The organism is Variovorax sp. WS11 (assembly GCF_010499245.1).
Taxonomy (GTDB): Bacteria; Pseudomonadota; Gammaproteobacteria; order Burkholderiales; family Burkholderiaceae_C; genus Variovorax.
Genome location: NZ_JAAGOW010000003.1, coordinates 477,083 through 501,830, shown reverse-complemented (window position 1 = coordinate 501,830; position 24,748 = coordinate 477,083). Strand labels below are relative to the sequence as shown.

Sequence of the window (24,748 nt, the reverse complement as noted above, 5' to 3'; positions counted from 1 at the left end):
GCGGCGCCCGGTCAGCGGTGCACGGTCAGCACCGGCTCCATCGCCAGCCCGAAGCTGCGCAACGCGCCCAGCAGCTCGCGGTGCCCGAAGGCCTGGCAGGCGGAGGCGAAGCCCACGCGCCGCGGCGGCTGCTGCAGCAGCGAAGCGGCCGCCCAGGCCTGCAGCAGGCCGGTCTGCTTGTAGTTGCAGTTGCCGTGGATCACGCAGTGCACGCGCGCCAGCGGCCCCGAGGCGTAGACCGAATCGAGCGAGATGTTCACCCGCGGGTTCTCGCGCGGCGGCATGCTGGCCTGCACCGAGGCGGCGATGTCGGCCAGCGCCGCCTCCTGCTGCGCCAGCGGCAGGGGCTTGATCTTCTCCTCGACCATCTGCTGGGTGGCGACCACGCTCTTCATCACCTCGCGCGAGAACACGCCTCCCGCGACCTTGACGTTGGACACGCGCGGATCGTCCTTGAACCACACCGGATGGCTGGTGCCGCCCCAGGGCAGGGCCAGCGCGCTCTCGTGCTGCCCCGGCACGTTGACCTCGAAGCTCGCGCCCGGCGCCCACTCCACGTACTTGTTCTGCTCCAGGTAGTACCACTTGGCTTTCAGGATGGTGAAGATGGTCTGGGTGGAGGCGTAGGTGGGGAAGCCCTTCCACAGCACCAGGATGTCCAGCGTGTCCACGCCTGGCGTCTCCAGGCAGAGGTTGGCTGCGATCTCGCCGGTGGTGTACATCTGCGCGATGCCGGGCGAGAGCAAAAGGCCCTTCTGCGCGAACTTCGCGCCCCAGCGGGCCTGGGCCTCGAGCACCCAGTCCTGCTCGCCGGTGGTGTCCATGTAGTGGCAGCCGGTGGCGAGGCAGGCCTCGGCCACCTCGTGGCCATGCTTGATGAAGGGGCCGACCATGTTGCAGACCGCGCGGGCGCCCTGGAACAGCTCGGTCAGTGCATCCACGTTGTGCGGCACGCCCACCACCTGGTAGTCGGCGGTCTCGATGCCGGGGACCTTGTCCATCACCGCCTGCACGCGCGCCGCATCGCGGCCGGCGGCGATGAAGGGGATGTTCAGCTCGCGCAGGTACTCGCACACCAGGCGGCCGGTGTAGCCGGAGGCGCCGTAGACCACCACGGGCTTCTTGTTGCTGCTGCTCATGTCCTTCTCCTCGTGTGTTGAGTTACATGCCCATGCCGCCGTCGACCGGCAGGCCCGCGCCCGTGATGAAGCGCGCAGCGTCGGAGCAGAGGAAGAGCACGGCGTCGGCCATGTCGCCCACCTCGCCGAGCCGCGCCAGCGGCGTCCGGCCGATGACGTCGCCGATCGCGGCCTCGGCGTTCGGCCACAGGCCCGCTGCCACCACGTCGCCGGCGAGCCTCATGCCCATGTCGGTGGGCACCAGGCCGGGGTAGATGCAGTTCACGCGCACGCCGTAGCCCAGCTTGCCGGACTCCATGGCGCCGACGCGGGTCAGGCGGTCCACTGCCGACTTGGTGGCGGAGTAGCCCGCGATGGCCGGGAAGGCGATGGTTGCGGCCACCGAGGAGATATTGACCACCGCGCCGCCGCCGCCGGCGCTGCCGCCGGGCCGCATGGCGCGGAATGCATGCTTGAGTCCCAGCAGCGTGCCCACCACGTTCACGTCCAGCATGCGGCGCAGGTCGCCAGCGTCCTGGTCGACCACCAGCGAGGTGATCTCGATGCCGGCGTTGTTCACCAGGATGTCGAAGCCACCGAGCTCGGCCACCGTGCTCGCGACCGCCGAGGCCCAGTCGTCGTCCTGGGTCACGTCGAGCCGCACGAAGCCGGCCCTGGCGCCCGAATCCGCGAGCTTGCGGGCGGTGTCGCGTCCGTCCTTCTCCAGGACATCGCTGACCATGACCGCGGCGCCCGCCGCCGCCAGCGCCTGGGCGATGCCGGCACCGATGCCGCGCGCAGCCCCCGTCACCAGGGCCTTGCGGCCCTGCAGGTCGAACTGTTTCATCCTTGTCTCCTTTTGGTTTGCGTGAGGGACCCGGATTCATCCTAGGAATCGACTTGACGAGTGTCAAGAAAAAGCTTGGCAGTTGTCAAAAACCTAGAAGAAGAGGCGCCGCCGGTCAGCCTGCGGAAGGGACACCGTGCTATCCTTTTTCGAATCTGGACGACTGTCCCAAACCATCTTCAGCCATGGCTTCACAACGGGAAAAGCAGACGGATCGCGTTCCGCGCGCACGCGTCGACAAGTTCGCCGAGCGCCGCGCAGAGCTCGGCGAGGCCGCGTTGCAGACCCTGGCGACCTTGGGTTACGCGCGCACCAGCCTGCGCGAGATCGCGCAGAACTCGGTCTTCTCGCATGGCGTGCTGCACTACTACTTCAGCGACAAGGTCGACCTGATCGTGTGCAGCGTGCGCCAGTACAAGGCGCGCTGCGTCACCCGCTACGACCGTGTCACCGCCGATGCAGCGAGCTACGACGAGATGATGGAAGGCTTCCTGCGCGCCCTGGGCGACACCCTGCGCGACGAGGCCCACATGCATCGTCTGTGGTACGACCTGCGCGCGCAGGCGCTGTTCGAGGAGGCTTTCCGCGCCGATGTCACGGCCATCGACAAGAGCCTCGAGAACATGGTCCTGCGGATCATGAAGCGCTTCTCGGAGCTGGCCGAAGCGCCGCTGGCGCTGGCGCCGTCGGTGCTCTATGCCTTGTTCGACGGGCTGTTCCAGCAGTATCTGCTGCGCCACCTGTCGGGTGACGAGGAGGCGGTGGAGGCGCTGCGCGCGGACGCGCGGACCGCGATCGACGCGCTGTTCGGCGTGGCCGTGGACGCCGAGTAGCAACTCGGAAGATCGGGAACAGGCCGCTCATCACGGCCGCCTTTTTCATGGGCAAGCGGCGCGGCTGGTGCGCGTGTCTGCGTAGACTCGGCGCCTTTCCAGCGAATCGATCCCGCCACCGGGAGCCCTCCATGAAGTCTTCTCTTTCCCTGTCCGTCCTCTCGCTCGGCCTGGCCCTTGCACTGGGCCTGCCGGCTTCGGCCGAAACCCTCAAGAAGCCCGAGCTCGACCGGCTCGCCGCGGCCCAGCAGGCCAGGCCGGCGCCCAGCTTCCGCGCCTTCCTCGCGCAGGCCGCCAAGGCCGATCCGCGTCTCAAGCCCGCCGTCGCGGCCTACGAGAAGAAGGCGCCGCTCCAGGGCGATGAACTCACCAACATCGCCCGCCTGCTCGGGCTCTACAACCGCCTTCACAACCAGAAGGCCGTGATCGCGAGCATCGAGTCCATGGTGGCGATGCCCACCGTGCGCATGGACAAGGTGCCGCCGCACGAGAACAAGGCCATCATCGAATTCGGCCAGCTGGTCGAGAAGATGGCGAAGGACTTCGGCCTCCAGTACCGCAACGTCGACAACCGCATCTTCGAGGTCAAGCTGCCGGGCCGCGGCAGCCAGGAATTCGGCATCCTCACCCATGCCGACGTGGTGCCCGCGGTGCTGGAGGAGTGGGTGCTGGACGACGGCACGCGCCTCGATCCGTTCAAGATGACGCGTGTGGACGACAAGCTCTACGGCCGCGGGACCATCGACGACAAGGGCTCCATCGCCGCCGTGCTCTACGCGATGAAGGCGGTCAAGGAAAGTGGCCTGCCGCTGGACCGCAGCATCCGCCTGATGATCGAGACCACCGAGGAAACCGGCGGCGACGCGATGAAGTACTACCGCGAAAAGACCCCGCTACCCGAGTACAACATCGTGCTCGACAGCAAGTACCCCGCGGTGGTGGCCGAGAAGGGCTCGGGCGGGCTCAAGGTCTTGTTCCCGGTGCAGGCCTCGGACGGCCAGCGCACGGCGATCACCGCGATGGCGGGTTCGGCCGCGGCCAATGCCGTGCCGCAGACCGCCACCGCCACGCTCAAGGGCGGCGACCTGGCCCAGACGGCGGACCGGCTGGAAGCCGCTAAGGCCGCTTTCATCCAGAAATACGAAGGCCAGGGCGGCAAGTTCGGCATCGACATCGCCAAGGGCGCCGACAGCGTGGACATCAAGGTCACGGGCGTCTCGGCCCATGGCTCGCGGCCGGAAGAGGGCGTCAATCCGCTGCCGCGCCTGGCGCTGTTCCTGCGCGAGTCCGGCGTGGCGCTGGCCGACAACCACTATGCGAAGGCCATCGACTATCTGGTCACGCTCTACGGCACCGACTACCTCGGCGAGAAGATGGGCGTGGCCTACAAGGACGACTTCATGGGGCCGCTCACGATGTCGCCCAACCTGATCCGCGAGAAGGACGGCAAGCTGGAAGTCACGGCCAACGTGCGCATGCCGCGCGGCCGCACGCCCGAGCAGCTGACCCGCGCCATCGGCGAGAAGGTCGACGCCTGGGCGGCCGCGAAGCAGGCCAAGGTCGAAGTCGACTACCAGCAGGGCGACTGGATGGCGCGCGACCCCAAGGGGGCGTGACTCTCCACGCTGCTCAACATCTTCGGCGACACCACCGGCCTGGAAGCCAAGCCCGTGCCCACCGCCGGCAGCACCACCGCCAAGCTCATGCCCAACGCCATCAACTTCGGCCCGGCCATGCCCGGCAAGAAGTACACCGCGCACAACGCCAAGGAGTTCAAGGAGGTCGCCGATCTGGATGCCGACATGCAGATGTTCACCGAGATGCTGGTGCGCGTCGGCAATCTGAAGTCGATGCAGTAAGCCTAGTAGCCGAGCTGCAGCGGATTGCGCCGCGCCACGTCGCGCCGCGTCTGCTCGCGCACCGCGCTGCAGTGCGGGTGCCGGGCGTACTGCGCCTTGGCGCATTGCGCCGCCTCGCATCGCGCCGCCGCGATGAAGTTGAGGTGCGCGCAGCCGGGGCGCGGGTCGTTCGCGTTCGGGCGCGCGACGATCTTGCGCGACTCTTCCGTCCGCACCGCCTGCGCGTCATTGTCGCGGCGCGGCGGCGGTACCACCTGCACCAGCTCGCGCTGCTGCGCCGGACCGGGGACGACGAAGCTTTCGGTCGGGTCCAGCGCCTCCGCGGGGCGCACGGGGTCGGCAGGCGGGAGCCTCTCGTAGTCCAGGGGTGCCAGGGGCGGCGTAGCTGCACCCACTCGTGCCGGCGGCGGCAATGCGGCAGCGACGACGGCAGGCGGGCCGGGAGCCGGATTCGGCGGCACCTTGCGCGTCACATAGGCATACCAGCTGACGAAGGCGGTGGTGATCAGCAATGACAGCAGCGCGAAGCGAATCCAGAAGGCGCGCGTTTCGATCGGCAGCATGCCGGGTATCGGCGCATCTGGCGGCGGCGGCGCATGCGGCGGCGTCTTCAGCGCCTTCATGCTCTGGAGCGCGGACGGGCCGGTGGCCGTAAACGCGGGCAGCTTGGCCGCGCAGCCCTTGCAGAACTTCGCGCTCTCGCGGTTCTCCGTCCCGCACTGGTCGCAGACCACATGCATGTCAGATCTCCCGGGCCAGCCCCCGCGCAGTCAGCAGGGCCTTGAGCCGCCGCACTTCGTGCTCGAGGTCGAGGATCAGCGCCGCCGCGTCGAGCCCGACGCCGAAGTCGCGTTCGAGCCGGCGGGCATCGAGCGCGCACTGCAGGTCGGCGCTGTGGAAGCACCAGTCGTCCGGCCGCTCGGCCGGGCTGCGCACCTCGACGATGCCGACTTCGACCAGCTGCACGACCCAGTCGATTTCGGCGCCGCAGGCATGCGCGAGCTCCCCGGCGCGCAGCGGATGAGCGGCGCCCAGCGTGGTGGTGTCGAAGGAGGGATTGGCCATGTCGTCACACTCCCAGATGGTGGCGCGGATCGTAAGGGGCGGCCTGCGCCAGCTGCTCGTAGGCCTTGCGCGCGGCGTCGGTATCGGCCGGCGGCAGCGCGATTTCCAGCAGCAGGTAGAGGTGGCCCGGCGCCTGGCCCGGAAGGCCGCGCTCCTTGAGCCGCAGCTTGAGGCCGTTGCGCGCGCCGCGCGGCACCGTCACCTCGACCACGCCGCCGCCGGGCGTGGGCACCTTCACCTGTGCGCCCAGCGCCGCTTCGGTCGGCGTGACCGGCAGCGTCATGTAGAGGTCGCGGCCCTCGACGCGATAGAGCTTGTGCGGCGCGATGCGCACCTCGAGGTACAGGTCGCCCGCCGGCTCGCCGCCATGGCCCGGCATGCCCTGGCCCGCGAGGCGGATGTACTGGCCCGGATGCACGCCGGGCGGGATCTTCACGCTGAGCGTGCGGGTCTTCCACTGGGGCCGGCCCTGGTCGTCGAGCTCCTGCGAGCGCAGGGTGATCTCGCGCTCGGCGCCCTTCAGAGCGTCTTCCAGCGCGATCTCGATGGCGGCGTGATGGTCCTCGCCGCGCGCGCGGTACTGGCGGCGCTCGGCGTTGCGGCGCTCGGCGGCTCCGAAGAGCGAGGAGAAGAACTCGCTGAACTCGGCATGGTCCGCCGGCCCTTGGCCCGGCCGGCGGTGGAATTCGAAGCCCTCGTCCCAGCCCGGCGGCGGCTGGAAGCCCTCGCCGGTGCCCGCGCCCGCGTAGCGGCCCTGCGCGACCTGGTCGGCCAGCGCGTCGTACGCGGTGCGCTTTTCCTTGTCGCGCAGCACGTCGTTGGCCTCGTTGATCTCGCGCATGCGCTGGTCGGCGTCAGGCTCCTTGCTGACGTCCGGGTGGTACTTGCGCGCCAGCTTGCGGTAGGACTTGCGGATGTCCTCGTCCGACGCGTTGCGCTCGACGCCGAGTGCCTGGTAGTAGTCCTTGAAGTCCATGTTCGTGAGGGGTGGCTTCGTGGAGCCGCCCAGGGCAGGCTTCAGGCCACGGCCGCTCCACCCCCCGAATGGTGCAGGAGCGGCTTCACCGCCCATGTAGGACCGCTTCGCTCGAAGCGCAAGGGCTGGGCGTTGCCGAGCACGCCGAGGTCCAGCGGCACGCCCAGCGCCGCCGCCAGCACGAAGAGCGAGCCGCCGTGCGCCACGATCAGCACCGGCGCCGGGTGGGCCAGCGCCGCCTCCAGCGCGGCTCGCTTGCGCGCGACGAACTGGGGCAGGGTTTCGCCGCCCTCGGGCTCGCAGGCCCAGTCCAGCTCGGCGGAAGAGGTGCCGATCAGCGCGCCGAAGTTGCGCTCGCGCAGGCCCTCGAAATGCAAAGGCGCCATGCCCAGGCCGGCGGCGACCGCATGGGCCGTGTCGAAGGCGCGCCGGGCGTCGCTGCAGACCACGCTGCGGATCGGCTCGCCCGCCAGCCGCTCGGCGGCCCGCGCCGCCTGCGCCAGGCCGAGTTCGCTCAGCGGCGCGTCGACCGCCTGGAAGATGCGCTGCGCATTGCCCGCGGTCTGGCCGTGGCGCAGAAAGTAGAAGTGGTCGCAGGCCGGCGCCAGGGGCGGGGCCGTGGCCAGGTCGATCAGTCGGGCAAGGCCGTCTTGCATGCGCATCCTCAGTAGACGAGTCGAAGGGGAGCGCCGGCCCGCTGGGCCTCGATGTCGGCGCGGTGGAAGGGCAGGGGATGCCACTGCTTGGCGGCGAACAGCGGCAGCTGGTCGTAGGCGTAGGGCGAGGCCGGATCGGTGCTCTGGCCGTAGGTCAGGATGGCTTGCGCGACCGGCCCGCGCTCGTCGAAACCCACCACCTGCATGTAGCTGCTGCCGAAGTTGATGTTGTAGCCCTTCGGATCGATCAGCGACTGGCCCTGGCTCTCCACCTTGTTGAGCACGCCCTCGAACTCGTCGCCGCCGTGGATCGCGATCTTCTGCCCCCGCACCAAGCGGGCCTGGACCTCGCCGAGCGGCACGTCGGCCGCGAAGCCCGCGGTGCGCACGATGCCGACCGCCTCGCCCAGCGCCTTGAAGACCGCGTCGCGCGTTGCCGGCGTGGCCATGTCCAGGCCGGCCGGCGTGGCGACCGGTCGGGCCGGGTCGAAGGGAACGCGCCAGACCTTGGGCACGTTCCTCGCCTTGCGCCAGAACTCCCGGAACAGCGGCGCGCCCTTCGAGGCGCTGTTGCTGGTGCGGTCCCAGGCGGCGAGCACGCGGCAGCCCAGCGCCTGGTCGGACGTGAGCGCGGTGGCGTTGGCGCTGCAGGCGGCCGCCAGGTCGTCCATCACCAGCATGCCGGCCTGGTTGCGGTCGCGGAAGATCACGCTGCGAAGCTCGGCCGCGCCCATCCGGTTGCCCGGCAGGCCGTCGGTGCCGGCCAGCCGCGCCTCGATTTCCTGGATGCCGCTGCGCGTGCGCAGCCGCTGCGGCGTGCCGACGAAGCCGACCAGCGGCGAGATGCCGGCGGGCGGCGCGATGCGCGGGTTGGCGAGCCAGAAGCTGTCGTTGCTGTTCTGCACCCAGTCCGGCGTCACGAGCACGGGCATGCGCTGTGGCGGCGTCACGCCGGGCATGGCGGCGGCCGCGTCCCGGGTCCAGGCGCAGGCCGAGCGCGAGCCGTCGAGCACCGCCAGGCCGGCGGCGTCGAGCAGCGCGGCGGCGCGGGGGGAGGGCGCACAGGACTTCAGCATCTCGGCCGAGACATCGGGCACCACCGAAAGGTCGGCATAGAGGGCGTTGCCTTCGCGGTCGGCCGCGATGGTGTTGACCCACGGGATGCCCTGGTTGCCCATCGCGGCGCGCAGCTCGCCGACGTTGCGCGCCACGGCCATCTGCATCCAGCTCTGGGCCGAGCGCGTGTTCTGCGTGTTGGCGTCGCGCACGGCATAGGCAGTGGTGGCGGTCCAGCCGAGCCCGGCGCGCGGCAGCCCGACGACCGGGCCCCACTCGGTGCCGTAGAAGGTCTTCTGCACCGGCGCGGCCCCGTCCATCGCGGGCAGGACCACCGTCTTCGCCGTCATCTTGCGGCGCTGGCCATCGACGAGGTAGACCGTCGGGTCGGCCGGGTCGAGCTTGAGCTCGTACAGCGTGAAGCGCTTGCCGGTGGAGACCGTGTGCGTCCAGGCCACGTCCTTGTTGAAGCCGATCACGACGAAGGAGCCCGGGCCGATGGTGACGCCCATCACGTCGAGCTTGCCGGGGATGGTGAGGTGCATCTCCCAGAAGCGGTTGGTGCCGGTCCACGGGAAATGCGGATTGCCCAGCACCAGGCCGCGGCCGTCGGGCGTCGCGTTGCGGCCGAAGGCCCAGCCGTTGGAGCCGAGCTCGCCGCCTTCGGGGTTGGCGGTGGGGCTGTGGCGCGCGATTTCGGCCACGGCCTGTTCCAGCGGCACCGGCGCCTCGCCGGTTCGCGTGCCAGGGGCAGGAGGCACCGTGGCGAGCACCGCGCCGGCGAGCGCGCCGAAGCCGCCCTGGATCATCGAGAGCTCGGTGCCGCGGGCTGCATCGGCCGGCGTCATCGGCCGCACCCAGGGCTTGTTGCGGCAAGCCTCGGGCAGGCCGGCCGGGCCGGTGTCCTGCAGGTAGCGGTTGTAGCCGGCGATGTAGCCGCGCAGCGAGGCCCTGACCTCCTCGCTGGTCGCGGCGGCTGCACGCGCCAGCGCGGCATCGTCCATCTGGGCGCGCACGAAAAGATCGATCTGCGCGTTCGGCAGCCGGGCCAGTCCCAGATCGCCCATGGCCTGTGGGCCGAGGAACAGGGAGCGCTCGCCGCGCACGGTCAGCAGGTGCTCGGCGCTCTGGCAGATGTTGTCCTGCGCGTACGCGTAGGCCACGCCGTAGGCGATGCCTTCGTAGTCCGCGGCGGTGATGTGGGCGATGCCGTAAGTGGTGCGCTCGATGGTGACGCTGCGCGAGCCGGGCTCGGGTGCTGTCGTGCAGGCAGCGAGCAGGGTTGCGAGGGCGAGGGCGATGGCGTGGGGTGCGAGGCGGAAGGGATTCATGCTTAATGCTTTCGGCCTTTTCGTATTCGGGGACCTCTGTATTTGCGCGATTCTCTGCTTTGATCTTGCTGTGTGCATTGTCCGAGCCGAGGCCTTCAGGAGACTGACCATGAAAAGAGACTTTGCGATCGGGCTCGTGCTGCTGGCCGGCCTGGCTGTTGCGCCGCCGGCTCTTTCCCAGGGAGGGCAGACGTGGCCCGACAAGCCCGTGCGCCTGGTGCTGCCCTACCCGCCCGGCGGCAACGTCGACGGCGCAGCGCGCGCCGTCAGCGAGCAGTTGCAGGCCGTATTCAAGCAACCCTTCATCGTCGACAACCGGCCCGGCGCCGGCGGAATTATCGCGGGCGAGTTCGTGGCCAAGGCCCAGCCCGACGGCTACACCTTCTTCTTTGGCGCCAACGGGCCCATCCTGTTCTCGCCGCTGATCTTCACGCGCAGCGCCTACGACTGGAAGAAGGACTTCGCGCCGGTCAGCTCGGTCTCGTTCACGCCGCTGGTGTTGCAGGTGCATCCCGCGACGCCCTACAAGACCGTTGGCGAGCTGCTGACCGCAGGAAAGATCGCGGGCAACAGCCTCACCATGGCATCGCCAGGCGCCGGCAGCAGCAACCACCTGGCGAGCGAATACCTGCAGCAGCTCAGCGGCGCGAAGTGGACTACCTTGCACTACAAGGGCAACGCGCCGGCGACCGCCGACCTGCTGGGCGGGCAGGTGAACTTCAACTTCGACCAGCTCTCGGTGGCGCTGCCCTTCATCCATCAGGATCGCACGCGCGCGCTGGCTGTCAGCTTCGCCAAGCGGCAGCCGCAGCTGCCCGAGGTGCCGACCCTGAAGGAGGCAGGCTTCGACTTCACGGCCGAGACCTTCACCGGCGTGCTGGCGCCTGCAACCACGCCCAAGCCGATCGTCGCGACGCTGTCGGCCGCGCTGCAGAAGATCCTGGCCGGCAAGGACCTGGTGGGGGGCAACGCCGATGTGATGTTCGACAACCTGCCTTCCTCGATGCAGCAGATCAAGGCCGGCAAGCTCAAGGCCCTGGCCGTGACCAGCTCGCAGCGCTCGCCGGCCCTGCCCGACGTGCCCACGGTCGAGGAGGTCGGCGGCCCTGCACTTAAGGGCTACGAAGCGCGCGCATGGTCCGGCCTGCTGGCGCCCGCCGGCACGCCGCCGGAGATCTTGAATCGCGTCCAGCAAGAGGTCGCCAAGGCATTGGGCACTGCGGTCATCAAGGAGAGGTTGCTAGCCCAGGGCGCGATCCCGAGCGGGAACACGCCAGCCCAGTTCGCCGAGCTGATTGAGAGCGAACACGCCAGGTGGGCGAAGGTGGTGAAGGCTTCGGGTGCGAACGTGGATTAGCTCGCCCGTCAGGTGCCGACGCGCATGGGGCTGCCGAAGCGTTCACGGTACCAATCGGCAGCCTGCATGCGCGAAGACAGGTCGAGCCGATCGAGAATGCGCGCGACATGGCGCTTGACGGTGTGCGGGCTGAGGTCCAACGCGCGTGCGATCAGCTTGTTGCTGTGGCTGTCGGCCAGCAACGCGAGGACTTCCAGTTCCCGGGCACTGAGGCCTGCATCGTCGCCTGCCGAGGCAAGCGGCCGGTCGTGCGAGCCGGCCTTGTTTCGCCGTGCAGTATCGACCCACTGCCGCAACGCGGCCAGTCCTTCCCTCGGCATGGCATCGCCCCACGGCGCCTGCCAGAGGTTGGTCAAGACCTGCACCCCCATGAACAGGACCTCCCCGACAGCGCCGGTGGCCGATATGCGCTGGACCAGCGGCTCCAGCGCTTGCCAGGCCGCGGCAGGCGAACCATCGGCGAGTTCGGCGAGCGCCAGTTGTGTCCGGACTGTGGCGTCGAGGCTGATGGTGTCCAGCATGGCGGATCTCGCCACCAGCGCGCGAAGCGCCGTCAAGGCCTCGCCGACGCGGCCCTCGTGCAATGCCAGCTGTGCCTGGTAGGCGTGCAGGAGCATCTCCGTGTTCGGGGCCTCGCGGTCCGTCTTGATGTGAGCCGGCAGGTGAATGCGCACGGCCGCCCAGTCCCCGATGCCGGCAGAAGCCCGCACGACCATGCTCAGCATGGCCCGGGGCAGGTCGCTGGAATGGTCCAGCAGTGCCGCGTGCGCGGCGATGGCGTCGCGCGTCGCTCTCACGGCCTCCTTGTCGTCGGAGATCACCTGGTGCATGACCTTCAGCGTTGCAAGCCGGATACGCAAGCCTGTGGGCTGGCCCAGCCAATTGGAATCTTCCTCGATTCTCTGGAACGCGGCCTCCAGCTCGGCGAGCTTGCCCTGCGAGATGAGCAGCCACGCTTCCATCAGGTTCGCGTTGGCCTGCAACGACCAGTGTTCGTCGCCAGTGACGGCCCTGACGCTGAGGAGCAGGCGCTGAATCTGCACGCTCACGCCGGGGCGGCTGATGAGCATGTTGACCAGCGGCACGCAGCGAAACCACAGCTCGGCGCTGTTTCGCCGCGTCAGCACGTCGACCATCCTGGCCAGGTGTTTGCCGGGTCCATCCGCCGGCCCGTGGTTGGCCTCGTACCAGAAATCGAGCGTTTCGCTGAGGGTCTCGGCTTCGAGGTCCATGGGCTGTGCGCGAACCGCCCGGCTCAGGCGCCGGGCCTCTTCCATCTGGCCGCAGAAGAACATGGCCAGCGCCAGCATTGCCCGTGCGCGCTGCGCGTCGTCGTGCCGCCCCAGCGCGTCGAAGCCGGCCGCGGCGTGCTCCATGGCCGACCGTACCGCACGGTACTGGTAGTGCGGCCAGGCGCACAGGCCCCGGACATAGGCCAGCGAAGGCGACTGGGCCTGGATGTCGGCCGGGAACTGCTCGACGATGCGAATCACCTGCACGCCGTTGTCCCTGGCCAGCATGTCCGGCGCCGCATCGGCCAGGCCGCGCTGCGCCTCGTCCCAGGCGCCGGCACGCAAGTAGATGAGCGTGCGGCGAACGGGGTCTGGCTCGCCCTCGGCGGCACGGCGCATCAGCACCGGCACTTCCTCTGGATGAAACCTGCGCAGGCGCTCCTCCAGGAAGTCGCGAAAGAGGTTGTGCAGGCGCAGCGTCAGCGCCTCGCTGTCCTCGAGCACGGAGACGAACAGCCGCCGCCGTTCGATGTCCTCCAGCAATTGGGGCGCGCGCGGATTGCCGCTGACCTGCTCGCAGCGCCGCACCGTGAGTTCGGAGAGCACGGAGCAGCGCAGAAGAAATTCCTGCAGTTCGCCGGGAAGATGCTCAAGGACTTCGCTTGCCAGGTAATCGAACAGATGGCGACGGTTGTGCCAGACGCCCTTGGGCGCCGTCGCTGCCGATCGTTCCGATGCTTCGAGACTCAAGCAGAGCCCGGCAGCCCAGCCCTGGGTCCGGTCGAGCAGGCGCTCGGCCTGCTCGGGGTCGTCCCGCCCGGTGGCGTGGCGCCACAGGTCCTGTACTTCCTTCCTGGAAAAGCCCAGGGTGGTCTCGTCGAACTCGGCCACTTCGCGCCGCGCGCGCCAGCGCCCCAGTGCGAGCGGTGGCTCCACGCGCGAGGCGATCACGAGCGTCCAGTTCTGCGGCAAGCCGTCGAGCACATGGCCCAGGAATTCGAAGGCGCGGGCGTCCGCCACGGCATGCAGGTCGTCCAGCACGATCACGCCGCCTGATGTGTCCGTGGCTTCGAGCGCGTTGACCAAGGCAGACGCCGTCTCGCGCAGCCGGCCCTGGGCCACCAGCTCGAGCAGGGCCTCAGGGGCCAGGCGCCATGGGGGGTCAAGGGGTTCGAGCGCCTCGATCAGGTGGGAAAGGAGACGCTGGAGATCGTCTTCCTCGTCGGCAGTGACCCAAGCGACGGCGCAACCTGGAGGAAGCCGTTGCAACTGGCGCGACAGCGCAGCCGTCTTGCCGTAGCCCGCCGGCGCCACCAGAAGCACCAGGCGCCGGCTCGCCAGGGCATCGGCGAGCTGTTGTTCGAGCTTGCTGCGTTCGATCAGTCCACTGCGGAAGCGGGGTGTTTGGATCTTGGCTCGGGCAAGACTGACGGACTGCATAGGGAATGCGGACTATAGCTTTGCAAACCATCGTTCGCATGACGGCGCCCGGCTACAGCAGCCACTCGATCGGCAGCAGCGACAGGAAGTCGACCCACAGCCGCCGCAGGCCGCTGGTGTCGGGCTCGCTGCGGTAGCGTGTCTCGCCCTCGGGGCCGCGGTCGATCCATTCCAGCCCGCCGCTCGGGCCGGGCAGGCGCACCTCGTAGGCCAGCGTCGGTACCACCTGGTCGATCTGCACCCCCAGGCGCCGTGCGAGCGTGGGACTGTCGATTACCACGCCCATCTCGGTGTTGAGGTGCACCGAGCGCGGATCGAGGTTGAGCGAGCCGACGAAGACGCGGCTGCGGTCCACCGCGAAGGTCTTGGCATGCAGGCTCGCGGCCGAGCTGCCGCCGGGGTTGCGGCGCCTTTCCTCCTCCGGCCGCGGCGGCGTCGCGGCGCCTGGCTTGAGCTCGTAGAGGACGACCCCGCCGGCCAGCAGCTCCTTGCGGTAGCGGGCGTAGCCGGCATGCACCGCGGCAACGTCCGTCGCTGCCAGCGAATTGGTCAGCACGCGCACCACCACGCCGCGCCGGGCCAGCGCGGCGAGTTCCTGCGCGCCCTCCGCGCCGGGCACGAAGTAGGGCGACACCAGGTCCAGCTCGCGCCGGGGTTCGCCCATCGATTCCCTGAGCAAGGGGAACATGAGCTGCTGCTGCTCGCGCCCGTCGGACGCCTGCACCTTCGACGGCAGGTCGCTCACCACGCGGGCATCGGCCCACTCGAAGGGCAGGCGGCGCGCGGCCACCTCGCGCATCAGCGGCGTCTGGCGCACGGCCTCCAGATAGTGCTGCGTCTGCGGCTGCTGGCGCAGGCCGGCCCATTGCGCGAGCAGCCGCGCAGCCGCGTCGGGCGGCGGCTGGCCGAGCAGGGCAGCGGCGGGGTAGGCGGCCTCGCTGTTCCAGTACAGGTCGAACTGGCGCGAGACCTCGCGCACCACCGGCCCGACCGTGACGACATCGAGGTCCTGGAAGCCGAGGAGCTGGTCGGCGCCGTAGTATTCGTCGCCCACGTTGCGCCCCCCGACGATGGCGGCCTGGTTGTCCGCCGTGAAGGACTTGTTGTGCATGCGCCGGTTGACGCGCGAGAAGTCGAGCGCGAAGTCGCCGGCCCGGAGGCCGCGGTTGGCGAAGGGATTGAAGAGCCGGACCTCGAGCTTCGGATGCGCATCGAGCGCGGCCAGGGTGTCGTCCAGTCCGCTGGTGTTGTTGTCGTCGAGCAGCAGGCGCACGCGCACGCCGCGCTCGGCCGCCGCCCAGGCGGCCTCGAACAGGAGCTGCCCCGTGGTGTCGCCGCGCCAGATGTAGTACTGCAGATCCAGGCTGCGCTCGGCGGCCTGCGCGAGCGTCATCCGCGCCGCGAAGGCCTCGCGCGCGTCGATCAGCGGCAGGATGCCGGTGAGCCCCGGATGTGCGGCGAGCTCGGGTGCCAGGGCCTGGCCGAGGAAGGTGTCGTCGGTGCTGGTGAAGGCGGACGAGGGCGGGCGCTGGACCGTCGCCGGCAGCGACGCGCAGGCCGCGAGGAGGAGGGCCAGCGAAAGTGCAAGGAAGGCGCGCAGGGATCGCATGCCGGGAGCGTAACCGGCATGCGGGGCGAGAAGGCGCCTACAGCTTCGGAATGCGCAGCGTCTTGCTGATCATCAGCGTGCCCGAGAGCGCGAACAGCAGCGTCAGCGGATGCAGCGTCCAGGGCCCGAGCATCCACGCGCCGCCCCAGACCGCATCGCCGATGCGGCCCTGCCATGCCGCCCAGGCCAGCACGCCGACCAGCACCACGCTGGTCGGGATCGGCGTGCCCTCGAAGTACTTGACCTTGGCACCGCCTTCCGAGAGCGCCTCGGCCGTAACGTTGTAGCGCGCGAGCCGGCTCACGCCGCAGCAGACGAAGTAGGTGAGGATCAGGCAGTCCCAGCCGCCGTCCAGCCCGCCCGCGAAGCCGAGGGCAGCGGGCGCGACGCCGAAGGAGATCACGTCGGCCAGCGAGTCGAGCTCGCGCCCGAGGGCCGACTGCGTCTGCCGCCAGCGCGCGATGCGGCCGTCGAAGACGTCGAAGACGAAGGCGGCGGGCGCCAGCGCCGCCGCCCACATGAAATGCGCGAGCTGCTGGCTCCCGATGTAGGCCATCGCGAGGAAGACGACGCCGACGCCGCAGGCCGCATTGCCGAGCGTGAAGACGTCGGCCAGGTGGAAGCCGCGGATCATCGAGAAATGCTTGCGGGGCCGCGCCGCGACCGGGGTAGGGGTGGACATGGCTGTTCTTCAGTGGGACGGGATGCGACGCACCTTAGCGCAACTGCCGCGGGCCGCGTGTAGTCGCCGGTCGATGCCGGCGTGGGGGTTCAGGCCGGCGCCGCTGCGGTTTCGTGCGCCTCGGCGATGCAGGCGAAGCGCCGCAGCAGGCCGGTCGCGGTCTCGGTGCCGGCCACGCGACCGCGCAGTACGTCCGGGTCGGTGCCGAGCGCGCGCAGTTCCCCGGCCAGGTGGTCGACGTAGCCGCGCATCACCTCGGCATCGAACTCGGGATGGAACTGCAGGCCCCAGGCACGCGGCCCGACGCGGAAGGCCTGATGCGGCTCGAAGGCATTGCCCGCCAGGCGCACGGCGCCCGGGGGCAGCCGCAAGGCGCTCTGCCAATGCACCACCTGGACGTCGAAGTGCACGGGCATCTCACGCAGCAGCGCGTCGTCGGCGGCCTCGGGCGTCAGCTCGATCGGCACGGTGCCGATCTCGGGGCCGCCGGGATGGTTGCCGGCCTCGCCGCCCAGCGCATGCGCGAGCAACTGGTGACCGAAGCAGATGCCCAGGAACGGCGTGCCGTGCGCGACCAGTTGCGCCAGCCAGGCGCCGGTGGCCTCGCTCCAGGGCTCGCGGTGCGACACCATTTCGTGCGAGCCGGTCACGACGGCGCCCGAGATCTGCGCCGGCGGGGGCAGGGTGTCGCCGCGGCGCGGATCGAGCACGACCACAGGCAGGCCGATCGGGCCCAGGCCGGCCAGCACCCAGTGCTCGAAATCGCCGCGCTGCTCGCGCAGCGGACCGAAGGTATCGCCGGCCTTGATGATCGCCAGCGGTCGGGGAGAGGAGTCTTCCATGCGCCCGATCATGCCGCACGCTCGAAGGCCTGAATGGCCACTGGCACCTGCCGCGCCACCCGCAGCACCACGTCGCGCCGCTGCGGCGCCTCGCGCCAGCGCAGGCGCGCCTCGCTGTCCCAGTCCGGATGGCTGCGCGCGGGCTGGGCGGCGCGCACCAGCTCGGCGAGCGGGCGCCGGGCGGCTTCCAGGGGGGCCGGCGGTGCGTCCGCCGGCGTGTGGGCGGCAATGCGATCGACGGCCGCATGGCCGCGCTGCTCGAGCGCGCGCAGCAGCTTCAGCTGCCAGGCAGCGAGCACGACCAGCACGCGGTCTTCCACGGTGAGCTCGTGCACGTCGCGCAGCTTGTTGGCGAGCTTGCGGCCCAGCGGGCCGAAGCCCTGCGAGAGCGCGCCGCCGATGGCGCCGCCCAGGGCCGCGCCGGCCCCCAGCGACAGGCCGGCGAGCGCCAGGTCGGCCACCACGCCGACGGCGGCGCCCACCGCCACGCCCTTGCCGAGGAGGATGCCGGCGTCCTTCAGCGCCTCGGGGTGGAAGAAGTCCATGGTCCAGCGGCCTTCGATCAGCGGCAGTGGGGCCTCGTCGGCATCGTTCTCGCGAAAGCCGTAGAGGGCCAGCAGGTCGGAGGCGCAGCGCTGCGCCTTGTCGAACACGGCCTTCTGCAGGGCCGCGACCAGGCGCTCGCGGCTGCTCTCGATCTCGAACTCGACGGCCGAGGCTGTGCGCCGCATCGCCGCGGCATCGACCAGCAGCTCGGCGATGCGCTCGCCGGCCGCCTCGCGGCGCCGGGCGAATTCCTCGTCGAGGAAGGCGGCGATCCGGTCGAGCTGCGCGCGGCGCTCGCGCAGCAGGGTCGCGAGGTCGCGATAGAGCTCGCGCTCGGCGCCGACGAAGGGCGCGGCCGCGTCGAAGCGCACGACCACGTGCAGCCCGTAGGCCGAGAGCAGCTCTTTCCACGCGGCCTCGCGGCTGCCGGCCTCGCGCAGGAAGTTCAGCACCGGCAGCAGCGGCCGGGCGCAGGCGCCGAGCAGCTCGATCTCGGCGCGGAACTTGGGCAGCACCGGCTCGCGCGCATCGATCACCAGGAAGGCGGCATCGACCTCCAGCAGGGCGCGCAGCACCTTGGCCTCCTGCTCGAACACGCCATGCGCCTCGGGCCCGGCGAGGAAGCGGCGGATGCGCTCGGGCGGGGTGAGATCGCCGCGTTCGTCGAGGACGTCGATGTGCTCGCGCAGCGCGACGGCATCTTCCAGGCCCGGCGTGTCCAGAAAGCGCACGGCGGCGCGGCCGTCCACCTGCAGCTCGATGGCCTCGACGTGGCGCGTGGTGCCGGGCTGGTGCGACACCTCGCCGAAGTTGACGCGGCGGGTCAGCGTGCGCAGCAGCGAGGTCTTGCCGGCGTTGGTGTGGCCGACGACGGCGATGCGGATGGGTTCAGGAAAGCTCATGCCCATCCGCGCAGCGCGCCCCGGGGTTCGTCGCTGGCCTCGATGCGCTCGAGACCGGCATCGGCCAGCCAGGCATGCCAGCGGTTGCGCGCCTCCGGCGTGGCGCCGCTGCCCTGCAGCCACAGGCGGCATTCGCTGCTGAGCGCGGCCACTTCGCGCAGGAAGCGCTCGGTGCCGCGGTCGGGGCTGGCGGCGGCGTTGCAGCCGACCAGCACGCGCCGCGGCCGCAGGCGCGCCAGCAGGTCCAGCGCCTCGCGCCGGGCGCCGGCGCTGCCGTCGATGCGCAGCGCCTGCGCGCCCGCGGCATCGAGCGCGGCGGGCGGCCAGGGCAGCTCCTCGGGCAGCTCGAAGCCGATCGCCATCAGCGTGTCGCGGGTCTGGTCTGCGGCCAGGCCCGGCAGCGCGCCGTGCCGCGCGCTGCCGGGATCGGCATCGACGATCTGCCGCGGCGCCAGCGCGTCGAAGCGCGCCAGCAGCCGGCGGTGGTAGGGCTGCGACAGGTCGGGCTGCAGCGCCCGGCGCCGCGCGCGCCAGACCCCTGCGCACAGCAGTGCGAGGACGAGGCGCGGCAGCAGGCCGTAGACCAGGATGCAGCCCGTGAGCCACAGCGCCCAGTCGCGCTGGCCGGCCGCGGCGGCCCGGGGCGACAACACCGTCTGCGCATCCGGCACGGGGAAGCCCAACCACGCCGGTGCATGCCCCAGCCACTGGACGGCCTGCACGAAGAAGTCCGGGTCGAGGATGGTCGTTTCCCAGCTCAGCGTGTAGCTGCGAAAGGCCAGCGAGAAGAGCAGCACCGCCAGCACGACCGTGAAGGACAGCGACCAGATCACATGGCTCACGAAGCCCAGCGCCCAGGGCGCGAGCCGCGCGCGGACCAGCAGCCGCGTGGCCGCCCGCAGCAGCAGCGGCGCCTGGCCCCGGCGCCCGCCGGCGGCGCGTGCCGTGAGCGCGAGCCAGAGCCAGCCGAGGGAGAGGTTGAGGGAGCCCAGCGGCAGCAGCAGCCCGAGGAGCCACAGCAGCAGCGTCAACAGATGCAGGCCCAGCAGGCTGGCCAGCGCGACCACCACGTTGATGCTGCGCTCGCTGCCGCCGACCACGCTGCCGGCGAGCGTGAGGCTGCCGAGCACGATCAGGGCCACCAGGGCCAGCAGGACCCAAGGGGCCCAGGTGCGGGCGCGTGCCAGCTCATCCTGCAGGCCGATGCGCTGCCCGAGCAGGCGGGCGCGCTCGACGATCCGTCCGCCGCCGTCGGCGTAGAGCGCCATTGCCTCGCCCATCGCTTGCGCATCGTCGAGCGGGCCGGCCTCTTCGACCTGTTGCACGGCCTCGGCGATCGCCGCATCCTGAAAAGAAAAGGGGAGCGCTCCGGGATTCAACGGCTTCCTTCGAGAAGAGCGCGGAATTATGCCCGGGGGGGCCCCATGAAAAACGGGGCCACGATCGGCCCCGAGATCCCTGCCCGCGTGGGCAGGAACATGCGGCGCTGGTGGTGTCAGCGCAGCCCGAAGAAAGACAGGACGGCCACGACGACCACGACCAGACCGACGATGTAGATGATGGAATTCACGGCGCAGGCTCCTCTTGCGTTGAAGACCGCTCCAGAGTGCCAGCAACGGGCTGGCGGGCTGTAGTCGCCCGGCGTCGCGCACTGTAGGACTCGCCAGGATTCCGGGTCCCACGTCGTCGCCATCCCCGTCGCCATCCCCGTCGCCATCCCCGTCGCCATCCCCGTCGCCATCCCCGTCGCCATCCCCGTCGTCCTCGCCCAGGAAGCCGCCGCTCTGGTGCGCCCACAGCCGCGCATAGAGGCCGCCGCGGGCCAGCAGCGTCTGGTGGTCGCCCTGTTCGACCACGCGGCCCTGGTCGAGCACGATGAGCCGGTCCATGGCCGCGATGGTGGAGAGCCGGTGCGCGATCGCGATCACGGTCTTGCCTTCCATCAGCCGGTACAGGCTGGCCTGGATGGCGGCCTCGACCTCGGAGTCGAGCGCGCTGGTGGCCTCGTCGAGCAGCAGGATCGGCGCGTCTTTCAGCATCACGCGCGCGATGGCGATGCGCTGCCGCTGGCCGCCCGAGAGCTTGACGCCGCGCTCGCCCACGTGCGCCTCGTAGCCGCGGCGGCCGTTCGGGTCGCCCAGCGATTCGATGAAGTCGTGCGCCTCGGCGCGCTCGGCCGCCGCGCGGATCGCCGCCGCGCTCGCCTCGGGCCGGCCGTAGGCGATGTTGTCCGCCACCGAGCGGTGCAGCAGCGAGGTGTCCTGCGTCACCATGCCGATGTGGGCGCGCAGCGAGTCCTGCGTGACATGCGCGATGTCCTGGCCGTCGATCAGGATGCGGCCGCTCTCCAGGTCGTGGAAGCGCAGCAGCAGGTTCACCAGCGTGGACTTGCCGGCGCCCGAACGGCCGACCAGGCCGATCTTCTCGCCGGGCGCGACCGTGAGCGTGAGCTCGTCGATGACGCGGCGGCCGCCTTCGGCCGGGTCCAGGCCGTAGCGGAAGCTCGCGTGCTCGAAGCGCACCTCGCCGCGCGGCACGGCGAGCGTGGCGGCATCGGGCGCGTCGAGCACGGTGCGCTGGTGCGACAGCGTCTTCATGCCGTCCTGCACGGTGCCGATGTTCTCGAACAGGCTGGTCATCTCCCACATGATCCAGTGCGACATGCCCTGCAGCCGCAGCGCCATCGCGGTCGCCGCCGCCACCGCGCCGACGCCCACTGCGCCCTGCGACCACAGCCACAGGCCCATGCCCGCCATGCCGGCCGTGAGGCCCATGCTGAGCGTGTGGTTGGTGATCTCGAACGCGCTCACCAGCCGCATCTGGCCGTAGCCGGTGAGCATGAAGTCCTGCATCGCCGCGCGCGCGAAGCCGGCCTCGCGGTGCGCATGCGAGAACAGCTTGACGGTGGCGATGTTGGTGTAGGCGTCGGTGATGCGGCCGGTCATCATGGCGCGCGCATCGGCCTGCGCCTTGCCGATCTTGCCCAGCCGCGGGACGAAGAAGCACAGCGCGGCGATATAGAGCGCGAGCCAGATCGCGAAGGGCAGCATCAGCTGGCGGTCGAGCACGGCCGCCAGGATGATCATGGTGGCGACGTAGACCGTCATGGCCACCAGCACGTCGGCCAGCACGAAGAGGGTTTCGCGCACGGCCAGCGCGGTCTGCATGACCTTGGCGGTGATGCGGCCGGCGAACTCGTCCTGGTAGAAGGCCATGCTCTGGCCCAGCATCAGGCGGTGGAAGTTCCAGCGCAGGCGCATGGGCAGGTTCACTGCCAGCGTCTGGTGCTTGACGATGGTCTGCAGCGCCACCACGGCGATGCTGACAGCCAGCGCGATGCCCAGCCACATCAGCGTGCCGCCGCGCTCTTCCCACAGCCGCGCCGGCGCCTGGCCGCCGAGCCAGTCGACGATGCGCCCCAGCATCGCGAACAGCAGCGCCTCGAAGGCCGACATGGCGGCCGTGAGCAGCGCCATCGCGAGGATCTTCCCGCGCAGGCCTTCGGTGCAGGCCCAGAGAAAGGCAAAGAAGCCGCGCGGGAGGGCGGGTTCGGTGGTGGGGTAGGGTGGAGTAGTTTTTCGAAGTAGGTGAACAAGGGAGGCGGTCTCCGGTGAGGCGTCACTGTAGCGGGTGCCTATGTTTATGCGCCTTGCAAGGGATTCGCCAACCTCTCCCCAGGAAATCGATGAAGCTGCGCATCTTCGGCGCCATGTACTGCCGGCTCATATAAACCACAAACAGCGTCACCGGTGGCGCCGTGTACTCCGGCACCAACCGCACCAGCCGCCCCGCGCCCAGGTCCTCGTCCACCAGCCACTCGGGTAGAAAGGCCATTCCCATGCCCACCCGGACCGCATGCAGCGTGAGCGTGGTGTCGTCGGACTTCATCACCGGCTGCAGCCGCAGCGGCGCCTGCCGCCCACCCGGCCCCTTGAGCGTGAGCCCCTCGATGTTCACGTAGCTGGGCACGATGGCATGCAGCTTCGCCAGCTCGGCCGGCGTCGCAGGCCGGCCGGCGCGTGCAAGATAGTCCGGCGCGGCCACCAGGGGGAACTGCAGGCGGGTGAGCGGCCGCGCGATCAGGGCCGGCGAGGGTTCCTGCGTGGCGCGCAGCGCGAGGTCGTAACCGTCCGCCGCGAGGTCGACCTTGCGGTTCTCCAGGTGCATGTCGATCAGCACCTCCGGAAAGCGCTCGCGGTAGTCGGCCAGCACCCGCGCGATGCGCGGCGTGGCGCACCACACGGGCGCGCTGACCTTGAGCTGGCCGCGCGGCGCCTCGTTGCGGCGGCTGATCGTGGCCTCGGCCGCGTCGAGCAGGTCGAGCGCGCGCCCGCTCTGCTCGTACCAGGCGCGGCCGGCCTCGGTCAGGCTCAGGTGCCGGCTCGAGCGGTGCAGCAGCCGCGCGCCCAGCGATTGCTCGAGCTGCGCCACATGCTTGCTCGCCATCGGCGCCGAGATCTCCAGGCGGGCCGCGGCGGCGGCGAAGCTGCCCGCCTCAACGACCTCGCGGAAGACGCGCAGGCTGGTCAGTCGGTCCATGTTCGATTTCCTGGGAAGAAAGGATTCGATGCATCCTAGCCTGTCGATTTCCCCACGGGAAATCCCTAGACTGGCAGCCAAGGAGCATTCCATGACCATGAGCACGACCCGCGACACCCTTCCGACCTATTTCATCTCTCACGGCGGCGGCCCCTGGCCGTGGATGAAGAAGGAGATGGGCGATGCCTACGCGCAGCTCGAAGCCGCGCTGGCCGACATGCCGCGCCAGATCGGCCGCACGCCCGACGCCATCCTGATGGTCTCGGCCCACTGGGAGGCCCCGGCCTTCACCGTGATGGGCAACCCCAAGCCGCCGATGATCTACGACTACGGCGGCTTCCCCGAGCACACCTACCAAGTGCACTACGACGCCCCCGGCTCGCCCGCGCTGGCGCGCCGCGTGCAGGGCCTCGTCGAGGCGGCGGGCCTGCCCGCGGCCTTCGATGCCGAGCGTGGCTTCGACCACGGCATGTTCTCGCCGATGGCCGCGATGTACCCGAAGGCCGAGGTGCCGGTGGTGCAGCTGTCGCTGCGGCGCGGGCTCGATCCGGCCGAGCACGTGGCGCTGGGCCGCGCGCTGGCGCCGCTGCGCGACGAGAACGTGCTGATCGTCGGCAGCGGCCTGAGCTACCACAACCTGCGCAACTTCGGCCCGCAGGCGCACGAGCCGTCGAAGGCCTTCGACGACTGGCTGGCGCAGACCGTGAATGCGGCGCCGGCGCAGCGCATCGAGCGCCTGCTGGACTGGTCGCAGGCGCCCGCGGCGCGCATCGCGCATCCGCGCGAGGAGCACCTGATTCCGCTGATGGTCGCCGCCGGCGCGGCCGGGGAGGATGCGGGCATGCGCATCTACCACGAGGAGGCCTTCATGGGCGGGCTCGTGGTGTCCAGCTACCGCTTCGGCGCCGCGGCGGGTGAAGCGGCGGGTGAAGCGGCCTGAGCGGGGTCTGCACGGCCGCTGCAAAATGGGCGGGTGAGCGATCTACTTTCCCATCCTGACCCCGAGGCCGATGCCGCCGCGCATCGCCAGATCGCGCGCATTGCCGCGCTCTCCACCTCCCACGATGCCCTCCACGCCGGCCGGCGCGTGCGTTGGCGCCGCTTCGGCAGCGACAACACGCAGCCGCCCGTGGTGCTGCTGCACGGCGGCCATGGCAGCTGGATGCACTGGCTGCGCAACATCGAGGCGCTCTCGGCCGCGCACACGCTGTGGCTGCCCGACATGCCGGGCTTCAACGAGTCCGACACGCCTCCCCCGCCCTCGGGCGGCCAGACCGCGCTGGACCCATCGCTCGATGCACTGGTCGCCACGCTCGACAGCCTGGTCGGTGCGCAGACCGAGATCGATCTCGGCGGCTTTTCCTTCGGCGGCCTGGTGGCCGCGAAATTCGCACTGCGGCGTGGCGGTATCCGGCGCCTGGCCCTGATGGGCAGCGGCGGGCACGGCACGGTGCGGCGCATGACGGCGGAAATGATCAACTGGCGCGCCGCCAAGGACCGCAACGAGGAGCGCGCCGCGCTGTTGCACAACCTGGGCGCGCTGATGCTGCACGACCCGGCCGCGATCGACGCACTGGCCTTCGCCATCCACGATGCCTCCTGCCACGGCACGCGCTTCCGCAGCAAGGACGTCTCGATGGCCGGCGGGCTGCAGCCGGCGCTCGACGCTTTTGGCGGACCGACCTTGCTGCTGTGGGGCGAGCACGATGTGACGGCCGACGCGCACCCGCTGGTAGCGCAGCTGGCGGCGGGCCATGCGCGACGCGAGGGCGTCGTGATCGACGGTGCCGGCCACTGGGTGCAGTACGAGCGCGCGGACGCGGTGAACGCGCGGCTCGCGCGCTTCTTCGCGTCCTGA

18 protein-coding genes and 1 pseudogene are annotated in these 24,748 nt (G+C 70.3%); 5 read left to right on the top strand and 14 right to left on the bottom strand.

Features of this window, described 5'->3' with window-relative positions:
* Positions 1-11: 11 nt before the first annotated feature.
* Together GXN78_RS27995 and GXN78_RS27990 are read right to left on the bottom strand one after the other, a co-directional pair.
* The gene (locus GXN78_RS27995; RefSeq protein ID WP_106554620.1) at positions 12-1,139 is read right to left on the bottom strand and encodes a DUF5938 domain-containing protein; all 1,128 of its coding nucleotides are present in this window, start codon (positions 1,137-1,139) and stop codon (positions 12-14) included.
* Between the two features lie 22 nt (positions 1,140-1,161).
* Positions 1,162-1,965, bottom strand: coding sequence for a glucose 1-dehydrogenase (locus tag GXN78_RS27990; RefSeq protein WP_106554621.1), 804 nt, complete (start codon positions 1,963-1,965; stop codon positions 1,162-1,164).
* A 185-nt stretch (positions 1,966-2,150) separates the two neighbouring features.
* On the opposite strand from GXN78_RS27990, the gene GXN78_RS27985 reads away from it, so the two are divergent.
* Both GXN78_RS27985 and GXN78_RS27980 read left to right on the top strand, forming a co-directional pair.
* Positions 2,151-2,798, top strand: a complete 648-nt coding sequence (locus GXN78_RS27985; RefSeq protein ID WP_106554622.1) for a TetR/AcrR family transcriptional regulator — start codon at positions 2,151-2,153, stop codon at positions 2,796-2,798.
* 131 nt (positions 2,799-2,929) lie between these two features.
* Positions 2,930-4,657: pseudogene (locus tag GXN78_RS27980) on the top strand (dipeptidase).
* Positions 4,658-4,659: 2 nt separating this feature from the next.
* Here GXN78_RS27980 and GXN78_RS27975 read toward each other — a convergent pair.
* Genes GXN78_RS27975 through GXN78_RS27955 form a run of 5 tightly spaced genes read right to left on the bottom strand, consistent with a single transcriptional unit; the run spans position 4,660 to position 9,741 of the window.
* The gene (locus tag GXN78_RS27975) at positions 4,660-5,397 is read right to left on the bottom strand and encodes a hypothetical protein (RefSeq protein WP_106554623.1); all 738 of its coding nucleotides are present in this window, start codon (positions 5,395-5,397) and stop codon (positions 4,660-4,662) included.
* 1 nt (position 5,398) lies between these two features.
* The gene (locus tag GXN78_RS27970; protein ID WP_106554624.1) at positions 5,399-5,722 is read right to left on the bottom strand and encodes a chaperone modulator CbpM; all 324 of its coding nucleotides are present in this window, start codon (positions 5,720-5,722) and stop codon (positions 5,399-5,401) included.
* A 4-nt stretch (positions 5,723-5,726) separates the two neighbouring features.
* Positions 5,727-6,698, bottom strand: a complete 972-nt coding sequence (locus GXN78_RS27965; protein WP_106554625.1) for a DnaJ C-terminal domain-containing protein — start codon at positions 6,696-6,698, stop codon at positions 5,727-5,729.
* A gap of 41 nt (positions 6,699-6,739) precedes the next feature.
* Positions 6,740-7,354, bottom strand: a complete 615-nt coding sequence (locus GXN78_RS27960) for a histidine phosphatase family protein (protein ID WP_239142950.1) — start codon at positions 7,352-7,354, stop codon at positions 6,740-6,742.
* 8 nt (positions 7,355-7,362) lie between these two features.
* Entirely contained in the window at positions 7,363-9,741 is a 2,379-nt protein-coding gene (locus GXN78_RS27955) for a penicillin acylase family protein (protein WP_106554627.1), read from the bottom strand.
* A 109-nt stretch (positions 9,742-9,850) separates the two neighbouring features.
* On the opposite strand from GXN78_RS27955, the gene GXN78_RS27950 reads away from it, so the two are divergent.
* On the top strand, positions 9,851-11,098 hold the full coding sequence (locus GXN78_RS27950) for a tripartite tricarboxylate transporter substrate-binding protein (protein WP_106554628.1): 1,248 nt from the start codon (positions 9,851-9,853) through the stop codon (positions 11,096-11,098).
* An 8-nt stretch (positions 11,099-11,106) separates the two neighbouring features.
* On the opposite strand, the gene GXN78_RS27945 is transcribed toward GXN78_RS27950, so the two are convergent.
* The 7 genes from GXN78_RS27945 to GXN78_RS27915 form a co-directional block, all read right to left on the bottom strand.
* A complete protein-coding gene (locus GXN78_RS27945; protein WP_106554629.1) occupies positions 11,107-13,770 on the bottom strand; it encodes a LuxR C-terminal-related transcriptional regulator in 2,664 nt (887 codons plus the stop codon).
* Between the two features lie 52 nt (positions 13,771-13,822).
* Positions 13,823-15,379 (bottom strand): phospholipase D family protein, encoded by a 1,557-nt coding sequence (locus GXN78_RS27940; protein ID WP_106554630.1) that lies wholly within the window; start codon positions 15,377-15,379, stop codon positions 13,823-13,825.
* A 37-nt stretch (positions 15,380-15,416) separates the two neighbouring features.
* The gene (locus GXN78_RS27935) at positions 15,417-16,061 is read right to left on the bottom strand and encodes a CDP-alcohol phosphatidyltransferase family protein (protein ID WP_106554631.1); all 645 of its coding nucleotides are present in this window, start codon (positions 16,059-16,061) and stop codon (positions 15,417-15,419) included.
* Positions 16,062-16,150: 89 nt separating this feature from the next.
* Positions 16,151-16,903, bottom strand: coding sequence for a glutamine amidotransferase (locus tag GXN78_RS27930; RefSeq protein WP_106554763.1), 753 nt, complete (start codon positions 16,901-16,903; stop codon positions 16,151-16,153).
* A gap of 8 nt (positions 16,904-16,911) precedes the next feature.
* Positions 16,912-18,351, bottom strand: a complete 1,440-nt coding sequence (locus GXN78_RS27925; protein WP_106554764.1) for a GTPase/DUF3482 domain-containing protein — start codon at positions 18,349-18,351, stop codon at positions 16,912-16,914.
* Positions 18,348-21,827: a DUF2868 domain-containing protein gene (locus GXN78_RS41490; RefSeq protein WP_239142949.1), complete on the bottom strand. Its 3,480-nt coding sequence runs from the start codon at positions 21,825-21,827 to the stop codon at positions 18,348-18,350. The genes GXN78_RS27925 and GXN78_RS41490 overlap by 4 nt, the downstream gene beginning before the upstream one ends.
* A gap of 142 nt (positions 21,828-21,969) precedes the next feature.
* Positions 21,970-22,890: a LysR family transcriptional regulator gene (locus tag GXN78_RS27915; protein WP_164255810.1), complete on the bottom strand. Its 921-nt coding sequence runs from the start codon at positions 22,888-22,890 to the stop codon at positions 21,970-21,972.
* Between the two features lie 91 nt (positions 22,891-22,981).
* Between GXN78_RS27915 and GXN78_RS27910 the strand changes: the two genes are divergently transcribed.
* Positions 22,982-23,830: a class III extradiol ring-cleavage dioxygenase gene (locus tag GXN78_RS27910; RefSeq protein WP_106554633.1), complete on the top strand. Its 849-nt coding sequence runs from the start codon at positions 22,982-22,984 to the stop codon at positions 23,828-23,830.
* 33 nt (positions 23,831-23,863) lie between these two features.
* Positions 23,864-24,748, top strand: coding sequence for an alpha/beta fold hydrolase (locus GXN78_RS27905; RefSeq protein ID WP_106554634.1), 885 nt, complete (start codon positions 23,864-23,866; stop codon positions 24,746-24,748).

Bases quoted from the DNA above. Each gene is read 5' to 3' on its own strand.
- GXN78_RS27990 (WP_106554621.1), bottom strand. From the start codon at position 1,965: ATGAAACAGTTCGACCTGCAGGGCCGCAAGGCCCTGGTGACGGGGGCT.
- GXN78_RS27950 (WP_106554628.1), top strand. From the start codon at position 9,851: ATGAAAAGAGACTTTGCGATCGGGCTCGTGCTGCTGGCCGGCCTGGCT.
- GXN78_RS27945 (WP_106554629.1), bottom strand. From the start codon at position 13,770: ATGCAGTCCGTCAGTCTTGCCCGAGCCAAGATCCAAACACCCCGCTTC.
- GXN78_RS27970 (WP_106554624.1), bottom strand. From the start codon at position 5,722: ATGGCCAATCCCTCCTTCGACACCACCACGCTGGGCGCCGCTCATCCG.
- GXN78_RS27940 (WP_106554630.1), bottom strand. From the start codon at position 15,379: ATGCGATCCCTGCGCGCCTTCCTTGCACTTTCGCTGGCCCTCCTCCTC.
- GXN78_RS27975 (WP_106554623.1), bottom strand. From the start codon at position 5,397: ATGCATGTGGTCTGCGACCAGTGCGGGACGGAGAACCGCGAGAGCGCG.
- GXN78_RS27925 (WP_106554764.1), bottom strand. From the start codon at position 18,351: ATGAGCTTTCCTGAACCCATCCGCATCGCCGTCGTCGGCCACACCAAC.
- GXN78_RS27985 (WP_106554622.1), top strand. From the start codon at position 2,151: ATGGCTTCACAACGGGAAAAGCAGACGGATCGCGTTCCGCGCGCACGC.
- GXN78_RS27960 (WP_239142950.1), bottom strand. From the start codon at position 7,354: ATGCAAGACGGCCTTGCCCGACTGATCGACCTGGCCACGGCCCCGCCC.
- GXN78_RS27955 (WP_106554627.1), bottom strand. From the start codon at position 9,741: ATGAATCCCTTCCGCCTCGCACCCCACGCCATCGCCCTCGCCCTCGCA.
- GXN78_RS27930 (WP_106554763.1), bottom strand. From the start codon at position 16,903: ATGGAAGACTCCTCTCCCCGACCGCTGGCGATCATCAAGGCCGGCGAT.
- GXN78_RS27935 (WP_106554631.1), bottom strand. From the start codon at position 16,061: ATGTCCACCCCTACCCCGGTCGCGGCGCGGCCCCGCAAGCATTTCTCG.
- GXN78_RS27915 (WP_164255810.1), bottom strand. From the start codon at position 22,890: ATGGACCGACTGACCAGCCTGCGCGTCTTCCGCGAGGTCGTTGAGGCG.
- GXN78_RS41490 (WP_239142949.1), bottom strand. From the start codon at position 21,827: ATGGCGCTGCTCACGGCCGCCATGTCGGCCTTCGAGGCGCTGCTGTTC.
- GXN78_RS27995 (WP_106554620.1), bottom strand. From the start codon at position 1,139: ATGAGCAGCAGCAACAAGAAGCCCGTGGTGGTCTACGGCGCCTCCGGC.
- GXN78_RS27910 (WP_106554633.1), top strand. From the start codon at position 22,982: ATGACCATGAGCACGACCCGCGACACCCTTCCGACCTATTTCATCTCT.
- GXN78_RS27965 (WP_106554625.1), bottom strand. From the start codon at position 6,698: ATGGACTTCAAGGACTACTACCAGGCACTCGGCGTCGAGCGCAACGCG.